We start from the raw sequence: 19889 nt of genomic DNA, 5'->3' as shown, positions 1-19889 counted from the left end.
CGGGATTCCCCCCCGGACGAGGTCAGAGGAACGTGGCCGCGTGCAGGATGCGGATCATGGTCACCGCAGAGTTCGCCGACGACATCGCCGACACCGCCGTGCCCACGGCCGCCGCCCACGCCGCGAGGCCGATCCCCGTGCCGACCGGTGGCCAGCTGTGCGCCGTAGGGGCCGGGCGCAGGAGGGCCGCGACCCGGCGCGGGACCGGGCCCGGCGCCGCGAGGCCCGCCAGCGTGGGGGCCGGCGCGGCGCGCGAGACGAGGGCGGCCTTGCCGATCGCACGGGCCACGACGCGGCGGTCGTGCACGGAGCGCGCAGCGTCCTCGTCGGCCCACCGCTCCGTCGAGTACGCCACCGCCGTGCGCAGCGGCAGCAGGAACGGATTGGCTCGCGCCGCCAACTGCGCCACCAGCAGATGACGATGGTGCCGGGCCGCCAGATGGGCCCGCTCGTGCGCGAACAGCGCCCTGCGCTCCGGCCCGGTGAGCACGCCCAGGAGCCCGGTCGTGACCACCACCCGGTCACGGTCGCCACCGGGCAGGGCATACGCGTACGGCACCGTGTCCGGCACGACCGCGACGCCCCGGTCGTGCAGCCCGGCGAGCGCCCGCCGGGCCCGGCGCCGCACCAAGTGGTGCCGGACGACGACCCGCGTACAGACCACGAGCACGACGCCGAGGGCGGGGATCGCGGCCCTGCCCGCCACCCCGTCATACGGCACGGCCGCCCGCACCTCGGGGTCCGACCAGCCGTCGGGGAGGGGGTTTCCGGGCAGTTGGGCCGTGCCGACGACCATGAGCAGCGCCAGGCACAGTGTGCTGCACAGGGCCATCACTCCCGTGACGGCCGTCAGGAGACGGGTCGCGGTGCGCGGGTGGAGATGCTGCTCGGCCAGGCGCGCCACGGGCCACGCCGTCAGCGGCAGCACCAGCGGCAGGAAGACGAAGACCCCCATCGTCCGGCTCAGCCCTCGCCGGGGCCGGGGGCTTCGTCCGGCCGTTCCGCCTGTTCGAGGAGGTCCCGCAGCAGTTGTTCGTCGCCCGGAGGAAGCGCGGTGACGAAGCGTGCGAGGACCGCTTCGCGGTCCGTCTCGCCGTCGAGCACCTTGCGCATCCGCAGCGCGGCGAGCCCCGCCCCGTCGGCAGCCGGCGTCCACAGGAAGGAGCGGCCGTCGCGGGCGCGGGTCACCGCGCTCTTCGCGAGGAGCCGCGTCAGGATCGTCACCACGGTCGTGTAGGCGAGGTCGCCGCCGACCCGCTCCTGGACCCAGGCCGCCGTCACGGGACCCGGCGCCTCGCACAGCGCCGAGAGGACCTGGGACTCCAGCTCGCCCTGCCCCCGGCGCCGCGGCCGCCGGCCGTCGTGTCCGTCCCGCGTCATGTCCCGTCGCCCTCCGCCCCGGCCGTCACCCACACGTGGGCGCCACATCCTATTCCGCAGGGATGCGGGTGCAGGTCAGCCCACGTGGACGCGGGGCCGCCGGGCGGGCTCGGGCTCGGCGCGGCGCAGCACCTCGCGGGTGACCGGCGCGACCTCGCCGTCGCCGAACACCAGGAAGCGCAGCAGATGGCTGACGGGATGGCCCTCGGTCCAGTTGAAGTACGCGTGCGGCACCTCGCCCGTGCGGGCCCGCAGGCTCATCAGGACAGCGGCGATGGTGTTCGGCACGCCCGCGCCCTGGACGCGCAGGCGGCGTACGCCGTGCTTCTCGTCGCCGTGGACCTCGACCGGCGCGGTGAAGTCCGACGAGTCGTGGACGAAGACCTCCAGGAACAGGACGGGCCGCCCGTCCGGGATGTGGGTCTGCTCGCGCTGGCTGTACTCCTTGGCGCGGTACTCGGCCTTGGAGTGCTCGTCGGGCTCGTTCGCGATGATCCGCAGCGGGCCGTGGCCCGCGGCCTCGTCGACGATCCGCGCCGCCGTCTCGTCGAACGTCACGTCGCCCGCCCGCAGTTCGAAGGCGCGGTGCACGCGCGACGCGAACGAGGTGAGGAGGATCCCGACGATGAACAGCAGGGCGATCTTGATGCCGTCGGGCCGCTCGATGACGTTCGTGACGAGCGTGTACCCGAACACGGCGGTGATCGCCCCGAAGCCGACGGTCGCGGCCTTGCGCCCGCGCGAGCGCACCGCAACCGTCGAGGCGAACGACGCCGACAGCATCAGGACCAGGACACCGGTCGCGTACGCGCCGCTCTGGTCGTCGACGTTCGCGTTGAACCAGAGTGTGATGAAGAGGGCTATCGCCATGAACAGGAGCACCAGCGGACGGACAGCGCGCGTCCACTCCGGGGCCATGCCGTAACGCGGCAGGTAGCGCGGCACGAGGTTGAGGAGCCCCGCGAGCGCAGAGGCTCCGGCGAACCACAGGATGGCGATGGTCGAGACGTCGTACACCGTGCCGAAACCCTCGCCCAGGTACTGGTGCGCGAGGAACGCGAGGGCGCGGCCGTTGGCCGGGCCGCCGCTCTCGAACGCGGACTGGGGGATGAGGATCGTCGTCGCGAGGCTGGAGAGCAGCAGGAAACCGCTCATGATCAGCGCGGCGGTGGTGAGCAGCTTGCGGGTGTCCCGCACCCGCCCCTTGGGATGCGCGTACGTGTCCGTGGCGTCGCCGCGCACCTGGGGCATCACGGCGACGCCCGTCTCGAAGCCGGACATGCCGAGCGCCAGCTTCGGGAAGACGAGGAGCGCCACGCCGATCATCGCGACGGGCGAGGAGTGCGCGGCGGTCATGGCGTCCCACCAGTTGCCGATCTTCACCGGCTCGGTCAGGACGTGCCAGGCGGCGGTCATGAGGACGACCACGTTCAGCATGAGATAGAGGGCGACGAGCACGACCGCCACCCGTATCGCCTCACGGAACCCCTTGAGGAACACCGCGCCGAGGCCCGCCACCAGGAACAGCGTGATCCAGGTGTTCGCGCCGTCGAGCGACGCGGGCGCGAAGGGGTTCTCGACGACGTGCGCCGCGGCGTCGGCCGCCGACAAGGTGATCGTGATCATGAAGTCGGTGGCGGCGAACCCGAGCAGGACGAGGACGAACAGCTTCCCCGCCCACCACGGCAGGAGCCGCTCCAGCATCGCGATGGAACCCTCGCCGTGCGGGGACTCCTTGGCGACGCGGCGGTAGACCGGCAGCGCGCCGCCCAGCGTGAGCGCGATCAGGACGAGGGTGGCCAGCGGGGACAGGAGCCCCGCGGCGAGGGCGGCGATGCCCGGCTGGTAGCCGAGGGTCGAGAAGTAGTCCACACCCGTCAGGCACATCACCCGCCACCACGTGTGGCCCTTGTGCTCGGCCGGCGGCGTGCCGTGCGGTCCCGGATGCCGGGCCGTCGTCTCGCTCAGACCTTCGAGGAGCCAGGACCGCCATCGTGGGGACGGTGGCCGGACGGCCGTGCCTTCGACGCGTTCGGCCTGCGTGCCGGTCATGGGCGAAACTGCTTTCTGTCGTGCCGGTACGGACCCGGGGGTGCATCCGCGCAGGAAGCCACGGGAAAGGGACGTCCCGTGAGCGCTGCGACGACGAGCGAGTATTCACCACCGCGTGACCGGGGCGACGGGCGGGGGCGAGCGAACGCCGGCACGCGGCATACGCTGGCCGGATGCAGGACGAGTACCGCACCGTGGCCCGTGAGGGCGTGCACGAGACCGAGATCAACCGCTCCCGGTTCCTGTGCGCGCTCGCGCCCGCGGCCACCGAGCGAGAAGCCCAGGACTTCGTGGCGCGCATCCGCAAGGAGCACCCCACCGCGTCCCACAACTGCTACGCGTACGTCATCGGCGCCGACGCCTCCGTGCAGAAGGCGAGCGACGACGGCGAACCGGGCGGCACGGCCGGCGTCCCCATGCTCCAGATGCTCACGCGCCGCGAGATGCGGTACGTCGTCGCCGTCGTGACCCGCTACTACGGAGGCGTGAAGCTCGGCGCGGGCGGTCTCATCCGTGCCTACGGAGGGGCCGTCGGCGAGGCGCTCGACGCGCTGGGCACCCTCACCCGGCGCCGCTTCCGGCTCGCCACCGTCACCGTCGACCACCAGCGCGCCGGCAAGGTGCAGAACGATCTGCGGTCCACGGGACGTGAGGTGCGTGACGTCCATTACGGGGAGGCGGTCACGATCGAGATCGGTCTGCCGGACGCCGACGTGGACGCGTTCCGCGCGTGGCTGGCCGATATCACCGCAGGCACCGCGGAGTTCGAGCTCGGGGGAGAGGCGTACGGGGACGCGTGACCGGCTCCGGCGGGCGGTGCGCGTGCGCGGCGGAGCAGGTACCGATACGCCAGTAGCCGCCCGTGATGTCCGACCCGCCCGTTAGTCTCGGGGATCATGAGGCTGCTGCACACTTCCGACTGGCATCTCGGCCGGGCGTTCCACCGGGTGAACATGCTCGGCGCCCAGGCCGAGTTCATCGGTCACCTCGTCGCGACCGTCCGTGAGCGGGGCGTCGACGCGGTGGTCGTGTCGGGCGACGTGTACGACCGCGCGGTGCCGCCCCTCGCCGCGGTCGAGCTGTTCGACGATGCCCTGCACCGCCTCGCCGAGCAGGGCATCCCCACGGTGATGATCTCCGGGAACCACGACTCGGCGCGCCGTCTCGGCGTCGGCGCCGGGCTCATCGGCCGCGCCGGCATCCACCTGCGCACCGACCCCGGCGCGTGCGCGACCCCCGTGCTGATCCCGGACGCCACAGGTGACGTGGCCTTCTACGGGTTGCCCTATCTCGAACCGGCGCTGGTGAAGGACGAGTTCGGGGTGTCGAAGCCGGGCCACGAGGCCGTCCTGGCCGCCGCCATGGACCGGGTGCGGGCCGATCTCGCCGAGCGCCCGGCAGGGACCCGGTCCGTCGTCCTCGCCCACGCCTTCGTCACCGGCGGCGAGGCCAGCGACAGCGAGCGCGACATCACCGTCGGCGGAGTCGCCGCCGTCCCCTCCGGCGTCTTCGACGGCGTCGACTACGTGGCGCTCGGGCATCTGCACGGCAGCCAGGTCATCTCCGAGCGCGTGCGCTACTCCGGCTCGCCGCTCCCGTACTCCTTCTCCGAGGCCGACCACCACAAGAGCATGTGGCTCGTCGACCTGGACGCGGACGGCTTCGCCGCCGCCGAGCGCGTCGACTGCCCGGTGCCCAGGCCGCTCGCCCGGATCCGCGGGGACCTCGCGGACCTGCTCGCGCGCCCGGACCTCACCGCGCACGAGGAGTCCTGGGTCGAGGCCACCCTCACCGACCCGGTCAGGCCCGACGACCCCATGGCCCGCCTCACCGAGCGGTTCCCGCACACCCTCAGCCTCGCCTTCGATCCGCAGCGAGCCCCCGAGGACCCCGACGTCTCGTACGCGCAGCGCCTCAAGGGGCGCGACGACCAGCAGATCGCGGAGGACTTCGTGACGCACGTGCGCGGCGCCGGACCCGACGAGCGCGAGCGCGCCGTCCTGCGCGAGGCACTCGACGCCGTACGCATCGACGACACCCGGCGTGAGGTCGCCCGATGAGGCTCCACCGGTTGCGGATCACCGCCTTCGGCCCCTTCGGGGCAAGCCAGGAAGTCGACTTCGACGACCTGTCCTCGGCGGGTCTCTTCCTGCTCCACGGCCCGACGGGCGCGGGCAAGACCTCTGTCCTCGACGCCGTCTGCTACGCCCTGTACGGCTCGGTCCCCGGCGCCCGGCAGGGCAGCGGTCAGGGCACGTCCCTGCGCAGTGACCACGCCGCGCCCGGCACCCGCACCGAGGTCACCCTCGACCTCACCGTCGCGGGACGCCGTCTGGAGCTGACCCGGCAGCCCCCGTGGGAGCGCCCCAAGAAGCGCGGCACGGGCACCACCATGGACAAGGCCCAGAGCTGGCTGCGCGAGTACGACGCCACGGCGGGCACCTGGAAGGACCTCAGCCGCTCCCACCAGGAGATCGGCGAGGAGATCAGCCAGCTCCTCGGGATGAGCAAGGAGCAGTTCTGCCAGGTCGTCCTGCTGCCGCAGGGGGACTTCGCGCGGTTCCTGCGGGCCGACGCCGAGGCCCGCGGCAAGCTCCTCGGCCGGCTCTTCGACACGCGGCGCTTCGCCGCGGCCGAGCAAAGGCTCGCCGAGCAGCGCCGCGCCGCCGAGAGCGAAGTACGCGCAGCGGACGCCGAGTTGCTCGCCGACGCGCACCGCATGCAGCAGGCCGCGGGGAACATCGTCGAACTGCCCGCCACCGACGCCGAGCCCGGTGACCCCGGGCTCGCCGACTCCGTCCTCACCTGGGCCGCCGTCGCCCGCTCCACCGCCCGCGAGCGGTTCACCGTCGCGCACCTCGCGCTGACCGCCGCCGACGCGGCCCGCACCGAGGCGCAGCGCGACCTGGCCGGCGTACAGGAAGTGCACCGGCTCCAGCGGCGGTTCGAGGAGGCGAGGGAGCGGGCCGCGCGGCTCGAAGAGCGGGCCGACGAGCACCGGCGGGTCCAGGAACGCATGGAGCGGGGCCGCAAGGCCGAGGCCGTCGCGCCCGCCCTCGCGCTGCGCGAGGCCGCGGAGACCGAACACCGCAGGGCCACGAGCGAGGACGCACGCGCGCGTGCAGCGCTGCCCGATTCGTTCGACGGCGCCGGCGCGTCGGGTCTCGCCGTCGCCGCGCGGAAGGCGGCGGAGGAGCTGGGCGGTCTGGAGTCCGCCCGACGCGCCGAACTGCGCCTGACGGAACTCGCCGGGCAGCGCCGAGGACTCGACCGCGAGGAGCGCGCCGACGACGAGCTGCTCCAGGACGCGGCGAGCTGGCTCGACGGCTGGGACAGCACCCGGGCCGCGCTCCAGGAAGCCGTCGAGTCCGCGCAGGAGGCCGCGACGCGCGCCGAGCACCTGGCGGGTCAACTGGAGCCCGCGCAGCAGAAGCTGGAGGCCGCCCGGCGCCGCGACCGGCTCTCCGGCGAGGCCGCCGACGCCCGGACGCACACCCTGCGGGCCCGCGAGGAGGCCGCGGCCGCCCATGAGCACTGGCTCGGCCTCAAGGAACAGCGGCTGAACGGGATCGCGGCCGAACTGGCCGCGCAGCTCGTCCCCGGCGCGAGCTGCGCCGTGTGCGGATCCACCGAACACCCCGACCCCATGCGCAAGACCGCGGAGCATGTCGGCCGCGACGCCGAGGAGTCCGCCCTCGCCGCATACCGCCGCGCGGACGACGCGCGCACGGCGCAGGAGAGCCGGCTCGCCGCGGTGCGCGAGTCCCTCGCCGCCGCGACGGCCGCCGCCGGAGAGACGTCCGCCCGGGAACTCGCCGATGCGGCCGATGAGTTGCGCGCCCGACACGCCGAGGCGCGCGGCCGGGCCTCCGGACTGCACGCCGCACGTGAGGCCCTCGGCCAGGCCGAGGGTGAGCACGACCGCAGACTCGCCGCGCAGCAGGAAGCCGCACGTCGCGCCGTCGCGCGAGCCACCCTGCGCGAGAGCGTCGATCGCGAACAGGGCGTCCTGGAGCGTGAGTTGGCCCAGGCGCGCGGGTCGGAGGTCAGTGTGGGGGCGCGCGCCGCGCAGCTGGAGGGCCTCGCCGCGCAGCTCACGGCCGCCGCGGATGCCGCCCGGGGCGCCGACGAGGCCGCCAAGCGGCTCAAGTACGCCGACGCGCGACTCGCCGACGCGGCGTTCCGCGCCGGGTTCGACACGCCGGAAGCCGCGGACGCCGCCCTCCTGGACGACGAGCAGCACCGAGACCTTCAGCACCGGCTCGACGCCCGCCAGTCCGAGGAGGCCTCGGTGCGCGCCGTGCTCGCCGAGGACGACACCGCGGCGGCGGCCCGGCAGTCGCCCGCCGATGTGCCCGCGGCGCAGCACAGTGCCGAGGCGGCCGACCGGAGGGTGCGCGACGCGGCCTCCGCGCGCGACGACGCGGACCGCCGCTGCACCGAGCTCGACCGGCTCTCGGCCCGCTGCGCCACGGCCGTGCGACGGCTCGCGCCGCTGCGCGCCGCGTACGACCGAGTGGCGCGCATGGCGGGTCTCGCCGCCGGCACGTCCGCGGACAACGAGCGCAAGATGCGCCTGGAGTCCTATGTCCTCGCGGCCCGGCTCGAACAGGTCGCGGCCGCGGCGACCGCGCGACTGGCCCGCATGTCGTCCGGCCGGTACACGCTGGTGCACTCCGACGGTCGTTCGGGGCGCGGTCGTTCGGGCCTCGGCCTGCACGTCGTCGACGCGTGGACGGGGCGCGAGCGGGACACCGCGACGCTCTCCGGCGGGGAGACGTTCTTCGCGTCGCTCGCCCTCGCCCTCGGCCTCGCGGACGTCGTCACCGACGAGGCGGGCGGTGTCCGTCTCGACACCCTCTTCATCGACGAGGGCTTCGGCAGCCTCGACGACCAGACCCTGGACGAGGTGCTCGACGTCCTGGACTCCCTGCGCGAGCGGGACCGCAGCGTCGGCATCGTCAGCCACGTCGCCGACCTGCGCCGCCGGGTGCACGCGCAGCTCGAGATCGTGAAGGGGCGGTCGGGGTCGGTCGTACGGCAGCGGACCTGAGCCCGGCCGTGGCTGCCCGGCGGCGGGTCAGTGGCCGAGCGGCCGCCGGGGGAGCGGGGACGAGTAGACCACGCTGGTCGTCACCGAGCCGAGCGCACCGATCCGGCCGGAGACCTCCTCCAGGTGCTTCATCGAGCGCGCCGCGACCTTGATGACGAAGCAGTCGTCGCCGGTGACGTGATGCGCCTCAAGGATCTCCGGCGTCACCTCGACGAGGTCGTGGAAGGGCTTGTAGTGACCGTTCGGATAGCGCAGCCGCACGAACGCCAGGATGGGCAGGCCGATCCGCTCGGGGACGACCACCGCCGCGTACCCCGCGATCACCCCGGCCTCCTCGAGGCGCTTCACCCGCTCGGTGACGGCGCTCGCGGACATGGAGACGGCCCGGGCTAGCTCGGCGTAGCTCGCCCGGCCCTCGCGCTGGAGGACGTCGAGGATGCGCCAGTCGGTGGCATCGGGGGTGTACGGGGATTCACCGGTCATATGGCAGGAATAGCAGGGACATCCCCGGCCGATCAAGAGGGATGCCGGGGATCGTCACTTCAGGAAGATCGCCACGGACCGTAGATTTCTGGTCGAGGGCGGCACGGTCGTGCGGCCCGCAGCGATCCGCCAGGGAGGCCGACATCATGACCGCGACCACCACCGTCACCCCCAACGCCGTGCTCCGTGTGTCCCCGGCGTCCCCCGCCGCGGCCGTCGCCTATTTCGGCGCGAGCCTCGCCTTCCACGCCGACGTGTCCGACGTCGCCTCGGCGCTCGCCGCCGACGGGGACCCGGGCTTCGTCGTCATCGACACCCGCTCCACCGCCTCGTGGGACCAGGGACACGTACCCGGCGCCGTCCACCTGCCCACCGCGCTCATCGCCGAGCAGGCCGGGCAGCTCCTCGACAGGACGGTGCCCGTCGTCACGTACTGCTGGGGCCCGGGCTGCAACGGCGCCACGCGCGCGGCCCTCGCCCTCGCCGAGCTCGGCTTCCAGGTCAAGGAGATGCTCGGCGGGTTCGAGTACTGGGCGCGGGAGGGCTTCGCCTACGAGACGTGGGAGGGGCCCGCGCGGCGCGACGCCGACCCGCTGACGGCGCCGGTCGACTCGGACGACTGCGGCTGCTGACACCGCGAGAGGGGCCGCCGTGCGGGCGGCGGCTCCAACAGCCGCCGCCCGCAGCGGAGTTACAGCTGGGACAGCTCGTCCACCAGGTCGTCGAGGCCGAGCGACCCCTGCGAGAGAGCCGCCATGTGCCAGGCCTTCGCGTCGAACGCGTCCCCGTGCCTGGCCTGCGCGTTGGCCCGGCCGAGCAGCCACGCCCGCTCGCCCAGCTTGTAGCCGATCGCCTGCCCGGGGATGGACAGATAGCGGGTCAGCTCGCTCTCCACGAAATCCGCGGGCCGGCTGCTGTGCGCCCCGAAGAACTCCTGCGCGAGGTCGGGCGTCCACCGCTCGCCCGGGTGGAACGGCGAGTCCGCCGGGATCTCCAGCTCCAGATGCATGCCGATGTCGACGATGACACGGGCCGCTCGCATCATCTGCGCGTCCAGATACCCGAGCCGCTGCTCGGCGTCCGTGAGGAAGCCCAGCTCGTCCATCAGGCGCTCCGCGTACAGCGCCCACCCCTCGGCGTTGGCGCTCACCATGCCGATGCTCGCCTGGTAGCGGGAGAGGCTGTCCGCGACGTGAGTCCACTGCGCGAGCTGGAGATGGTGGCCGGGCACGCCCTCGTGGTACCAGGTGGAGACCAGGTCGTAGACGGGGAACCGGGTCTGGCCCATCGTCGGCAGCCAGGTGCGCCCCGGCCGCGTGAAGTCCTCGGACGGCGCCGTGTAGTAGGGCGCCGCGGCGCTGCCCGCCGGGGCGATCCGGGACTCCACCTTCCGTACCCGCTCCGCGAGTTCGAAGTGGGTGCCGTCGAGGGCTTCGATCGCCTCGTCCATCACGCTCTGGAGCCAGCGCTGCACCTCCTCCACGCCCTCGATGTGCGTGCCGTGCTCGTCGAGGTGCGCGAGCGCCACCCACGGCGTCGCCGCCCCGGGCAGGATCTTCTCCGCCTCGGTCCTCATCTCGCCGAGCAGGCGGTGGTACTCCGCCCAGCCGTACGCGTACGCCTCGTCCAGGTCGAGGTCCGTGCCGTTGTAGTAGCGCGACCAGCGGGCGTACCGCTCACGGCCCACCGTGTCGGGGGAGCCCTCGATCGCGGACGCGTACACGTCGCGCATCCAGTCGCGCAGGTCGACCACCGCGGCCGTCGCGGCGGCACCCGCCGCGTCCAGCTCGGCGCGCAGCGCGTCGGGCCCGTCCGCGGTGAAGTCCTCGAACCAGCCGCGCCCTTCGCCCGCCCACTCGGTGAGCTGCTCGATGAACGTGGCGGTGGGACGCGGTCCCCCGTGGAGCTTTTTCTCCAGGCCCAGCGACAGCGTCTCGCGGTATCCGGCGAGCGCCCCCGGCACGGCGCGCAGCCGCTCGGCGACGGCCGCCCAGTCAGCGTCCGTCGCGGTCGGCGTGAGGGTGAAGACCTCCCGCACGTTGTGCACGGGCCCGCCCAGGTTGGTGACGGCCCGAAGGCCCTCCTCCGCGTCGTGCACGGCGAGTTCGGCCGTGAGCCGCTCCCGCAGGAGCCGCCCGCAGCGGCGCTCGATCGCACTGTCGGCGCCGGGCCTGCGCTCGGCCTCGTCGAGCCGCGCGAGGGTCGCCCGCGCGAGATCGGCGAGGGCCTCCAGACCGGCGGGTGAGAGGTCGGGCAGCTTGCTGTGGCTCTCGGGCACGCCGAGGTAGGTGCCGGTGACGGGGTCGAGGGCGATGAGCTCGTCGACGTAGGCGTCGGCGACTTCGCGCGGGAGCGGACCGGTGACGGCCGCTGCTGTGGCTGACGAATCTGACATGCCGCCATCGTCGTACGAGGTGGGGGGCCGCGTCATCAGGATTCGCCGACGGCATCGGCCGACGGGGGCAGGAGCGGGCCGCACTCCCATTGCTGGAAGATCAGCCGCGTCTCGACGCGCGCCACCTCGCGGCGCGCGGTGAACTCGTCGAGCACCAGCCGCTGGAGATCGGCGGTGTCGCGGACGGCGACATGCACCAAGTAGTCGTCGGGGCCCGTCAGATGGAAGACGGACCGCGCTTCCGGCAGCGCCCGGATCCGCTCCACGAACGGGCCGACCAGCTCGCGTCGGTGCGGCCGCACCTGCACCGAGAGCAGCGCCTGGAGCCCGCGGCCCAGCTTCGCCGGGTCGAGGCGCAGCTGATGCCCGAGGATCACGCCGGACCGGCGCAGCCGGGTCACGCGGTCGAGGCAGGTGGACGGCGCGACACCGACCTGCGCGGCGAGGTCCCGGTAGGTGATGCGGGCATCGTTCTGGAGCAGGCGCAGTATGTGCAGATCAACCGGATCGAGTACGACGGAATCGGTCATCGGTCGAACGTAGCACGGGTTTCCTCCAGTGAAGCCCGGCCGTTGTTCAGGCTGTCGTCCATGGACAACGACCTGTACGCAGGGACGCGCCCGGGCCCCGCCCACCGGCGGGCCCTGGCCACCGAAGCCGTGCACGCCGGCCGCGACGACCTCGCCGGACTCGGCCTGCACGCCCCGCCCATCGACCTGTCCACCACCTACCCGTCGTACGACAGCCGTGGCGAGGCCGCCCGCATCGACGCGTTCGCGGCGGACGGCGTCGTCGACGAGGGCCCGCCGGTGTACGCCCGGCTCGGCAACCCGACCGTCGGCCGCTTCGAGACCGCGCTCGCCCGGCTCGAAGGGACCGAGAGCGCGGTCGCCTTCGCGAGCGGCATGGCCGCGCTGACCGCGGTGCTGCTCGTACGCAGCGGCGCAGGGCTGCGCCATGTCGTCGCCGTCCGGCCGCTGTACGGATGCAGCGACCACCTGCTCACCGCCGGGGCGCTCGGCACCGAGGTGACCTGGGTCGATCCGGCGGGCATCGCGGACGCGATCCGGCCCGACACCGGGCTCGTGATGGTGGAGTCACCCGCCAATCCGACGCTCGCCGAACTCGATCTGCGGGCCGTGGCCCACTCCTGCGGAACGGTCCCGCTCCTCGCGGACAACACCTTCGCCACGCCGGTGCTCCAGCGGCCCGTCGAGCACGGCGCGCGGCTGGTGCTGCACAGCGCGACCAAGTTCCTCGGCGGGCACGGGGACGTCATGGGCGGGGTCGTGGCGTGCGACGAGGCGTTCGCCCGGCAGCTGCGCCAGGTGCGGTTCGCGACGGGTGGCGTGCTGCATCCGCTCGCCGGCTATCTGCTGCTGCGCGGCCTCGCGACGCTGCCGGTGCGCGTGCGGGCTGCGTCGGCGACGGCGGCCGAACTGGCGGCGCGGCTGTCCCGGGACCCGCGCGTCGCTCGCGTGCGCTATCCGCGGATCGGCGGCGCGATGGTCGCCTTCGAGACCGTGGGTGACCCGCACGAGGTGATCCGAACGGTCAGGCTGGTCACACCGGCGGTCAGTCTCGGCAGCGTCGACTCGCTCATCCAGCACCCGGCGTCCATCAGCCACCGCATCGTCGATGCAGGCGACCGCAGGTCGGCCGGGGTGAGCGACCGGCTGCTGCGGCTGTCGGTGGGTCTCGAGGACGTCGAGGACCTGTGGGCGGACCTGGACCAGGCGCTGGGGGAGCCGGGCGGCGGTACGGGGCGTGCGACCGTGGCGCGCCTGCGGGTGCCGGAGTGACGTAGAACCGCCTGCCCGGACCGGCCGGAAAGGGGAGGGGACCGGTCCGGGCCGGCTCGCGTGGAGTCGGTCCCGGCCGGCTCGGCCCTCAGTGCTGTTCGGCCTGCTCGTACGCCGCGCGGGGCCCCTCGTACGGCAGCCGCGACCTGACCGGGGTCGCCTCCAGACGCGCCGTGATCACCAGCGTGCCCTCCTCGATCTGATAGTCGAGGGGCAGCCCGAGGCCGCGCATCGCCGCGACCATCGCGGTGTTGGACGCCTGCGTGACCGCGTACACGCTTTCGCAGCCCGCCTCGATCGCCATCGCCACCAGGCGGCCGAGCAGCTCGGTGCCGATGCCGCGGCGCTGCCAGTCGTCCTCGACGAGCAGCGCGATCTCCGTCTCGTCGCCGTCCCACAGCAGATGCCCGAGGGCGACGATCCGGCCCGACGCCGTCTGCGCGGCGAGCGTGCGGCCGAAGCGGGGGCTGAGCAGGTGGTTGAGGTAGCGGTCCGCGTCGCCGACGGGCCCGTGGTAGCGCTTGCTCAGCGTCGCGCGGGAGCAGCGCTCCTGCATCGCCTTGGCCGCCTCCACGTCGTTCGAGTCGGCCCGGCGCACGGTGATCGCGTTGCCCTCGGGGAGCGTCAGGACGTCCTGGCTGCGCGGGATGCGCGGGCCGAGCCGCGCGTCGAGCTCGACCAGGGCGCGGGCGCGCGCGAACTCGGTGGGCGTGAACGGCAGATACGGCCGCTCCACGGTGATCACGCCGCCTTCGGGGGCACGGAGCCGTATCACGGTCCCTTCGAGCGCGCCCTCCACCGGTGCGCTCTCCGTCCTTCGGCCGCTCATCGTCGTGGCCGGCAATGACCTGATGGTGCATCGGCCGAGCAACTGGCGCAGTGCCAGGGGGAGTTCGGCGGCGTCCAGGGCCGTGCGCGTGGCGAGACCGAGGATGCGGGTGGGCGCGTCCACGAGGTCGTGGGCGTCGGCCCGCTCGATCCAGGTGCCGGAGCCGCCGGCCTGGGACACGACCCGGCTGAGTTCGGCGGCGGGCAGCTCCTGCGGCGCGCGCAGCAGGAACTCGTCCACGGTGCCCTCGCCCAGGGGGTGCGTCTGGAGGCTCAGGATGTCGACCCGCAGCGGGGCGAGCGCCGTGCACAGCGACGCGAGCGACCCCGGCTCGTCACGGACCGTCGTCCGCATGCGCCACAGCGCGGTGGCCGTGGCCTCGTTCGTCGCCTGCGGGCCGGCGCCCGCGGGGACCTCTGTGTCGGGCTGCTCCGACTGCCCGGCGCGCTCCGTGGGGAGCCGCCGGGCGTCGGTATCGCCTGTCGGGGGTGCGTGGTTGTGGCGTCGTGCCCACCAGGTGTGGAATCCGGCCGTGGCGAGGAGCACGACCGCCGAGATGGCGAGCAGCGCGGGGCCGTCGGGGCCGTGACCGACGAGGTTCGCCACGGCGTCCGCGACGGCCACGGCCGTGAACAGGGCGGCGAGCTCGACGACATCGCGCCGCCAGTGGTGGACGGGGCGGCCGTTCCTGGTCCGCCTCACATCAGACATGTCTGGACTCATGCAGCCACTGTGAAGGAACGGTGTTGCGTGATCACGAACGCTTTGTGACCGATGAGTAAAGACTGCTTACGTCCCGTTTGTTGATTACTGTCCCACTCGCCCCGGCTGGAGCACCTTGGAGAACAGCACGTCGCCGCCCTGCTGCCGCAGCCGTACCGTCAGCTCGCCGCTGCCGCCGTCGATGTCGACCTCGCCGAAATACTGCGGGGTCTCCATCGGGGACGTGTTGGCCCGGTCCGGCGCCTTGATGAAGCTCTGCTCGGGGCCGAAGGTGGCGTCCAGCTTCACCGCCTGGAAACCGCCCGCCGCCAGCGGGCCGGAGACGAACTCCCAGAACGGCTCGAAGTCCTGGAACGCGGCGCGCGACGGGTCGTAGTGCTGCGCCGACGTGTAGTGCACGTCCGCCGTGAGCCATAGCGTGCCCGTGATCCGGTCGTGCTTGATGTGCCGCAGCAGCTCCGCGATCTGCAGCTCGCGGCCGAGCGGGGCTCCCGGATCGCCCTGCGCGACGGCCTCGAAGTTCACCTTGCCGTCGGCCACGACCAGGCCGAGCGGCATGTCGGAGGCGATCACCTTCCAGACGGCCCGCGACCGCGACAGCTCGCGCTTCAGCCAGGCCAGCTGCCGCGCGCCGAGGATCCCGGTCGCGTCGTCGGGCTGCCGGCCCGGGGAGTTGGCGTTGCGGTACGAGCGCATGTCGAGCACGAACACATCGAGCAGGGGCCCTTGCCGCAGGACCCGGTACACACGTCCTTCGTCGTCGCCCGGCGGCAGCGTGGACACGGGGAAGTACTCGCTGAACGCCCGCAGGGAGTGCGCGGCAAGGACGTCCGTGTCCTTCTCCGTGTAGCGGGCGTCGTCCAGGATCTGGCCCGGGTACCAGTTGTTGTGCACCTCGTGGTCGTCCCACTGCGTGATCGTTGGCACCTGCGCGTTGAAGCGGCGCAGGTTCTCGTCGAGGAGGTTGTAGCGGAACGCGCCGCGGAACTCGGCCAGTGTCTCGGCGACCTTGGACTTCTCCTCGGTCGTGACGTTCCGCCACACACGCCCGTCGGGCAGCGTGACGCTGGGCAGGATCGGGCCGTCGGCGTAGATGTTGTCGCCGCTGCACAGGAAGAAGTCGGGGTTCAGGGCGCGCATGTCCTCGTACACGCGGTAGCCGCCGAGGTCCGGGTTGATGCCCCAGCCCTGGCCCGCGATGTCGCCCGACCACAGGAAGCGCACCCCGTCGCGGCGGCCCACGGGGGTGGTGCGGAACGTGCCGGTGACGGGTTCGCCCGTGCGGCGGGGGTCGTCGGGGTCGGCGAGCACCACGCGGTAGTGGATCTGCTCGCCCGGCGGCAGGCCGCGCAGGCGGGTGGTGCCCGTGAAGTCCGTGCCCGCGCCGATCAGCGGCCCGTGCCACTTGGTGGCCCGGCGGAACGACTCCGTCGCGGAGGTCTCCACGATCATGCGGGCGGGGCGGTCGGAGCGCGTCCAGATCAGCCCCGAGTTTGCGCCGACGTCGCCTGCCTGGACACCCCACGCCGCCTTGGGGCGACCCGAGAGGGCGAAGGCCGGTGCGGCGGCCGCGCCGACGGCGGGCAGGGCCAGCGCGGCCGAGGCGGCGAGCGAACCGCGCAGCACCCCGCGGCGGCCGGGCAGAGAACTCGGCGGACGGTGTGACATGAATACGCCTCCAGAAACGGGTTCCGACGACAGTGCGGTGCCACCACTGCGGGGCGCCGCGGCGAAGCCACACCTACGGGCTCACCACGGCGCACACGCGAACCCCAAGTGAACAACTGCCCCTGGGGATCAGGGAACCCGGCGCGCTGCATCGCCCCACACGGCCTCGCCGCCGTTCACGCGCGCGTGGCCCCCTCTTGGGCCGCGCGCGCCAGGAGGCGTACGCCGTCCGCGATCCGGGCCGGCGGCAGATGCGCGTAGCCGAGGACGAGGCGCACTCCGCCGTCCGCGCTGTCGGAGGTGCCGTAGTGCGTCAGCGGACGGACGGTGACCCCGGCCGCCGCGGCCCGTTCGAGGAGCTCCTCCTGCGGCCCGTAGCGCTCGGGGAGTCGGGCGATGACGTGCAGTCCGGCGGCGATCCCCGTCACCTGAGCGCCCGGCAGATGTGCGTGGAGCGCGGCCACGAGGGCGTCGCGGCGCTCGCGGTAGGCGCGCTGGCAGCGCCGCAGCTGACGGTCGTAGTCGCCGCGCTCGACGAAACGGGCCAGGAGGGCCTGGTCGAGGGCCGGATTGCCGAGATCCATGTAGCGCTTGCGCTCGACGACCTCGTCGGTCAGCCTCGCGGGCACGACCATCCAGCCGAGCCGCAGTCCGGGGGCGAGCGACTTGCTCACCGATCCCGTGTACGCGACATGCTCCGGGTCGAGACCCTGAAGCGCGCCCACCGGCGCGCGGTCGTAGCGGAAGTCGCCGTCGTAGTCGTCCTCGATGACGAGACCGCCCACCGACCGTGCCCAGCCGAGGAGTTGAGTGCGGCGTGCCGGTGAGTAGGCGATGCCCGAGGGGAACTGGTGCGACGGCGTCGTCACCGCGGAGCGCACACCCGAGTTCCGCAGCGGCCCGATGGCCAGCCCCTCGCCGTCCAGCGGGATCGCGGTCGTGCCGACACCGGCCGAGGCGAACAGCGAACCGAGATCGGGACTCCCAGGGTCCTCGACGCCCACGGACCGCTCCCCGCGCGCGTGCAGCACGAATCCGAGCAGCGTCACCGCCTGTGCCACCCCGGAGCAGACGATGATCCGCTCCGGATCGGCGACCACGCCCCGCCGCCGCGCGAGGAGTTCGGCCAGCGCGGTACGCAGCCGGGGGATGCCTCGCGGGTCCGGGTAGCCCAGCATGTGGTGCGGCAGTTCGGCCAGCACGCCACGCTGCGCCGCCGCCCACGCGGCGCGCGGGAACAGCGACAGATCGGGGCTGCCTGCCACGAAGTCGGCCCGGGTGCCCGGCGGACGGGGCGCCAGGTCCCGCACACCGGCGGCCGCCGCGGCGCGCACCGCCCCGCCCACCCAGGTCCCCGCACCGCGCCCGCTGCGCAGATACCCCTCGGCGGTCAACTGCTCGTACGCCTCGGTGATCAGCCCGCGCGAGACGCCCAGATCAGCCGCGAGATCGCGGCTCGACGGCATCCGTGTCCCGGGCGCGAGCCGCCCCGACCTGACGGCGTCCCGCAGCGCCGCCTGGAGACCGCGGCCACGCGCGCGTGCGGGCGCCGATGCGGCGGGCAGCAGTAACTCCCAGGATGCGGAAGGCGGTTGGGCCCCACTTTCCGCAGCGCCTGGACCGGCCCCGCGCGGATTGGTCCCCGATGACGTCATGAACGTGGACCTTAATCCGGGCCGCCGCCCTCCCTAGCGTCAGGGCCATGAACGCGCACTCGATCCGAGGGGCCCTGCCGGCCGCCCTCGCCTGCGTCCTCGTCGGCGCCTCCTTCACCGCCAACAGCGTCCTCGGGGACTACCCGTACGCGGGCGGCCAGTTCCTCCGGTACGCCCTCGCCTGCCTGCTTCTGCTGCCGCTGCTCGGCCGGGGCGGCACGGCCCCGCTGCGCCACCTCACCGGGCGCCAATGGGGGCGGCTCGCCCTGCTGGCGGCCGTCGGGATGGTCGGCTTCAACCTCGCGGTGCTCGCCGCGGAGCGCAGCGCCGAACCGGCCGTCCCAGGTGTCTTCGTCGGATGCGCCCCTGTCGTCGTGGCGGTGCTCGTGCCCCTGCTCGCGGGCCGTCGGCCCCAACGGGTCGTCCTCTACGGGGCGTTGCTGGTCGCCTTCGGCGCGTTCACCGTCCAGGGCTGGGGGCGCACGGACACGGCAGGTCTCCTGTTCTCCGTAGGAGCCCTCGTCGGAGAGGTCGGTTTCGCCGTCCTCGCGGTGCCGGTGCTGCGCCCCCTTGGCCCGAAGCTGCTGTCCTGCACGGTCTGCGGGGTCGCCGCCCTGGAGTCGGCCCTGGCCGGCGCGGTGCTCGACGGCACGCACATGCTCCGCGTACCCGACGCCACCGAGGCGACGGCCCTGCTGTGGCAGGCCGCCGTCGTCACAGTGATCGGCTTCGTGTGCTGGTACATCGGCATGCAGCGCATCGGTGCCGAGCGCGCCACTCTGTTCTCCGGGCTCATCCCCGTGGCGGCGGCGTGCACCGCGCCGCTCGTCGGCACCGGGACGTACGGCGCCGCGCAGGCCGTCGGCAGCGCGCTCGTCGGCGCCGGAGTGGCGCTCGGCTCCGGGGTGTTCGGGGCGAGGTCAGCGGCTGGTGTCCAGGATGACGCGGGAGACGAGCGCCGGGTCGTCGCTCATGGGGACGTGACCGCAGCCGGGCAGCCGCACGAGGCGGGCCCCGGGGACGGCGTGCTTGGCCCTGATGCCCTGGCGGCGCAGCAGCAGCCGGTCGCGGGTGCCCCAGGCGACGGTCACCGGGATGTCCGGCACGTCGTCCGTGAACTGCACCTCCAGACCCGCGGCGAGGGTCTGCGCGAACCCGGGAGCGTGGCGCAGCGCCAGCGTCTCCGCGACGACCGCGTCGGGTGAACGGCGGCCGGGACGGGCGTAGATGGTGCTCGTCAGGGCCGCCCGGCCCGCGGCCGACCGCGCGAGCCGTTCGATCGCGGGAACCGGCAGCGCCCGTGCGCCCTGCCGCATCGCGCGCAGCGTGCCGAACGCGTAAAGGCGCTCGGCCTGCGACCAGAACCCGCCGGGCGACAGCGCGGTGACCGACCGTACGAGCTTCTCGCGGCCGAGCTCCAGCGCCAGCAGACCACCCAGGGAGTTGCCCGCCACATGCGGCCGCTCGATGCCGAGAGCCGCGCAGAGCGAGCCGAGCATGGCCGTCACCGTAGGAAGGTCGTAGTCGACGCCGTCGGGCAGCGCGGGAGAGGCGCCGAAGCCCGGCAGGTCGATCGCGATCACGTCGCGTTCGGCGGCCAGGACCGGGATCACGGGGGCCCAGGCCTGCCAGTGGTGGCCGATCCCGTGCAGGAGAAGCAGGGGCTCCCCGGTGCCCACGCGTTCGTACGCGACGGTCACCTCACGGGGGCCACCGGGGGTTTCGATGCTGAAGGACACCTCTGTGGCCATGTCGCTCCCTGTCCCCGACGCCCGCGCGACGGTTCCTTAGACGGCTTGTCAGCAACAATTACCGCTCAGTAGCCTCCAGTTCAAGGGGGAGTGGGCGA

The 19889-nt window shown here is 73.4% G+C and carries 15 protein-coding genes and 1 pseudogene; 6 read left to right on the top strand and 10 right to left on the bottom strand.

Annotated features, from left to right (window positions below):
* Positions 1 to 22: 22 nt before the first annotated feature.
* The 3 genes from ACWFR4_RS30280 to ACWFR4_RS30270 all read right to left on the bottom strand — a co-directional run bounded on the left by ACWFR4_RS30280 (position 23) and on the right by ACWFR4_RS30270 (position 3432).
* A complete protein-coding gene (locus ACWFR4_RS30280; protein ID WP_453459752.1) occupies positions 23 to 955 on the bottom strand; it encodes a M56 family metallopeptidase in 933 nt (310 codons plus the stop codon).
* A gap of 8 nt (positions 956 to 963) precedes the next feature.
* On the bottom strand, positions 964 to 1380 hold the full coding sequence (locus ACWFR4_RS30275; RefSeq protein WP_453655430.1) for a BlaI/MecI/CopY family transcriptional regulator: 417 nt from the start codon (positions 1378 to 1380) through the stop codon (positions 964 to 966).
* Positions 1381 to 1455: 75 nt separating this feature from the next.
* The gene (locus tag ACWFR4_RS30270) at positions 1456 to 3432 is read right to left on the bottom strand and encodes an amino acid transporter (protein WP_453459758.1); all 1977 of its coding nucleotides are present in this window, start codon (positions 3430 to 3432) and stop codon (positions 1456 to 1458) included.
* 173 nt (positions 3433 to 3605) lie between these two features.
* Here ACWFR4_RS30270 and ACWFR4_RS30265 point away from each other — a divergent pair, with 173 nt between their 5' ends.
* From ACWFR4_RS30265 to ACWFR4_RS30255, 3 genes are all read left to right on the top strand, one after another.
* Entirely contained in the window at positions 3606 to 4232 is a 627-nt protein-coding gene (locus tag ACWFR4_RS30265) for a YigZ family protein (protein WP_453459761.1), read from the top strand.
* Positions 4233 to 4328: 96 nt separating this feature from the next.
* Positions 4329 to 5492 (top strand): exonuclease SbcCD subunit D, encoded by a 1164-nt coding sequence (locus ACWFR4_RS30260; RefSeq protein WP_453459764.1) that lies wholly within the window; start codon positions 4329 to 4331, stop codon positions 5490 to 5492.
* A complete protein-coding gene (locus ACWFR4_RS30255) occupies positions 5489 to 8485 on the top strand; it encodes an AAA family ATPase (protein WP_453655429.1) in 2997 nt (998 codons plus the stop codon). Before ACWFR4_RS30260 ends, ACWFR4_RS30255 begins: the two co-directional genes overlap by 4 nt.
* A gap of 27 nt (positions 8486 to 8512) precedes the next feature.
* Here ACWFR4_RS30255 and ACWFR4_RS30250 read toward each other — a convergent pair whose 3' ends face one another.
* Positions 8513 to 8968, bottom strand: coding sequence for an Lrp/AsnC family transcriptional regulator (locus ACWFR4_RS30250; protein ID WP_116500112.1), 456 nt, complete (start codon positions 8966 to 8968; stop codon positions 8513 to 8515).
* A 146-nt stretch (positions 8969 to 9114) separates the two neighbouring features.
* Here ACWFR4_RS30250 and ACWFR4_RS30245 point away from each other — a divergent pair, with 146 nt between their 5' ends.
* The gene (locus ACWFR4_RS30245) at positions 9115 to 9600 is read left to right on the top strand and encodes a rhodanese-like domain-containing protein (protein ID WP_453459773.1); all 486 of its coding nucleotides are present in this window, start codon (positions 9115 to 9117) and stop codon (positions 9598 to 9600) included.
* Positions 9601 to 9659: 59 nt separating this feature from the next.
* On the opposite strand, the gene ACWFR4_RS30240 is transcribed toward ACWFR4_RS30245, so the two are convergent.
* Together ACWFR4_RS30240 and ACWFR4_RS30235 are read right to left on the bottom strand one after the other, a co-directional pair.
* Positions 9660 to 11363 carry a DUF885 domain-containing protein gene (locus ACWFR4_RS30240; protein ID WP_453459776.1) on the bottom strand — a complete coding sequence of 568 codons (1704 nt, stop codon included), beginning with the start codon at positions 11361 to 11363 and terminating at the stop codon, positions 9660 to 9662.
* Between the two features lie 35 nt (positions 11364 to 11398).
* Positions 11399 to 11893, bottom strand: coding sequence for an Lrp/AsnC family transcriptional regulator (locus tag ACWFR4_RS30235; protein ID WP_453459779.1), 495 nt, complete (start codon positions 11891 to 11893; stop codon positions 11399 to 11401).
* A gap of 60 nt (positions 11894 to 11953) precedes the next feature.
* On the opposite strand from ACWFR4_RS30235, the gene ACWFR4_RS30230 reads away from it, so the two are divergent.
* Entirely contained in the window at positions 11954 to 13165 is a 1212-nt protein-coding gene (locus ACWFR4_RS30230) for a trans-sulfuration enzyme family protein (RefSeq protein WP_453459782.1), read from the top strand.
* Positions 13166 to 13253: 88 nt separating this feature from the next.
* Here ACWFR4_RS30230 and ACWFR4_RS30225 read toward each other — a convergent pair whose 3' ends face one another.
* The 3 genes from ACWFR4_RS30225 to pdxR all read right to left on the bottom strand — a co-directional run bounded on the left by ACWFR4_RS30225 (position 13254) and on the right by pdxR (position 18040).
* A complete protein-coding gene (locus tag ACWFR4_RS30225; RefSeq protein WP_453459785.1) occupies positions 13254 to 14705 on the bottom strand; it encodes a GNAT family N-acetyltransferase in 1452 nt (483 codons plus the stop codon).
* Positions 14706 to 14801: 96 nt separating this feature from the next.
* Entirely contained in the window at positions 14802 to 16385 is a 1584-nt protein-coding gene (locus ACWFR4_RS30220; RefSeq protein WP_453459788.1) for an alkaline phosphatase D family protein, read from the bottom strand.
* 176 nt (positions 16386 to 16561) lie between these two features.
* On the bottom strand, positions 16562 to 18040 hold the full coding sequence (gene pdxR, locus ACWFR4_RS30215) for a MocR-like pyridoxine biosynthesis transcription factor PdxR (RefSeq protein ID WP_453459791.1): 1479 nt from the start codon (positions 18038 to 18040) through the stop codon (positions 16562 to 16564).
* A gap of 47 nt (positions 18041 to 18087) precedes the next feature.
* On the opposite strand from pdxR, the pseudogene ACWFR4_RS30210 reads away from it, so the two are divergent.
* A pseudogene (locus ACWFR4_RS30210) lies at positions 18088 to 18876 on the top strand (EamA family transporter); the annotation flags it as partial.
* Between the two features lie 84 nt (positions 18877 to 18960).
* On the opposite strand, the gene ACWFR4_RS30205 reads toward ACWFR4_RS30210, so the two are convergent.
* Positions 18961 to 19791: an alpha/beta fold hydrolase gene (locus ACWFR4_RS30205; RefSeq protein WP_453655428.1), complete on the bottom strand. Its 831-nt coding sequence runs from the start codon at positions 19789 to 19791 to the stop codon at positions 18961 to 18963.
* Between the last annotated feature and the right edge of the window lie 98 nt (positions 19792 to 19889).

The organism is Streptomyces sp. NPDC055140 (genome assembly GCF_053607285.1).
Note: the sequence above shows the minus strand (reverse complement) of the source record. Positions and strands in the feature narration are given on the sequence as shown.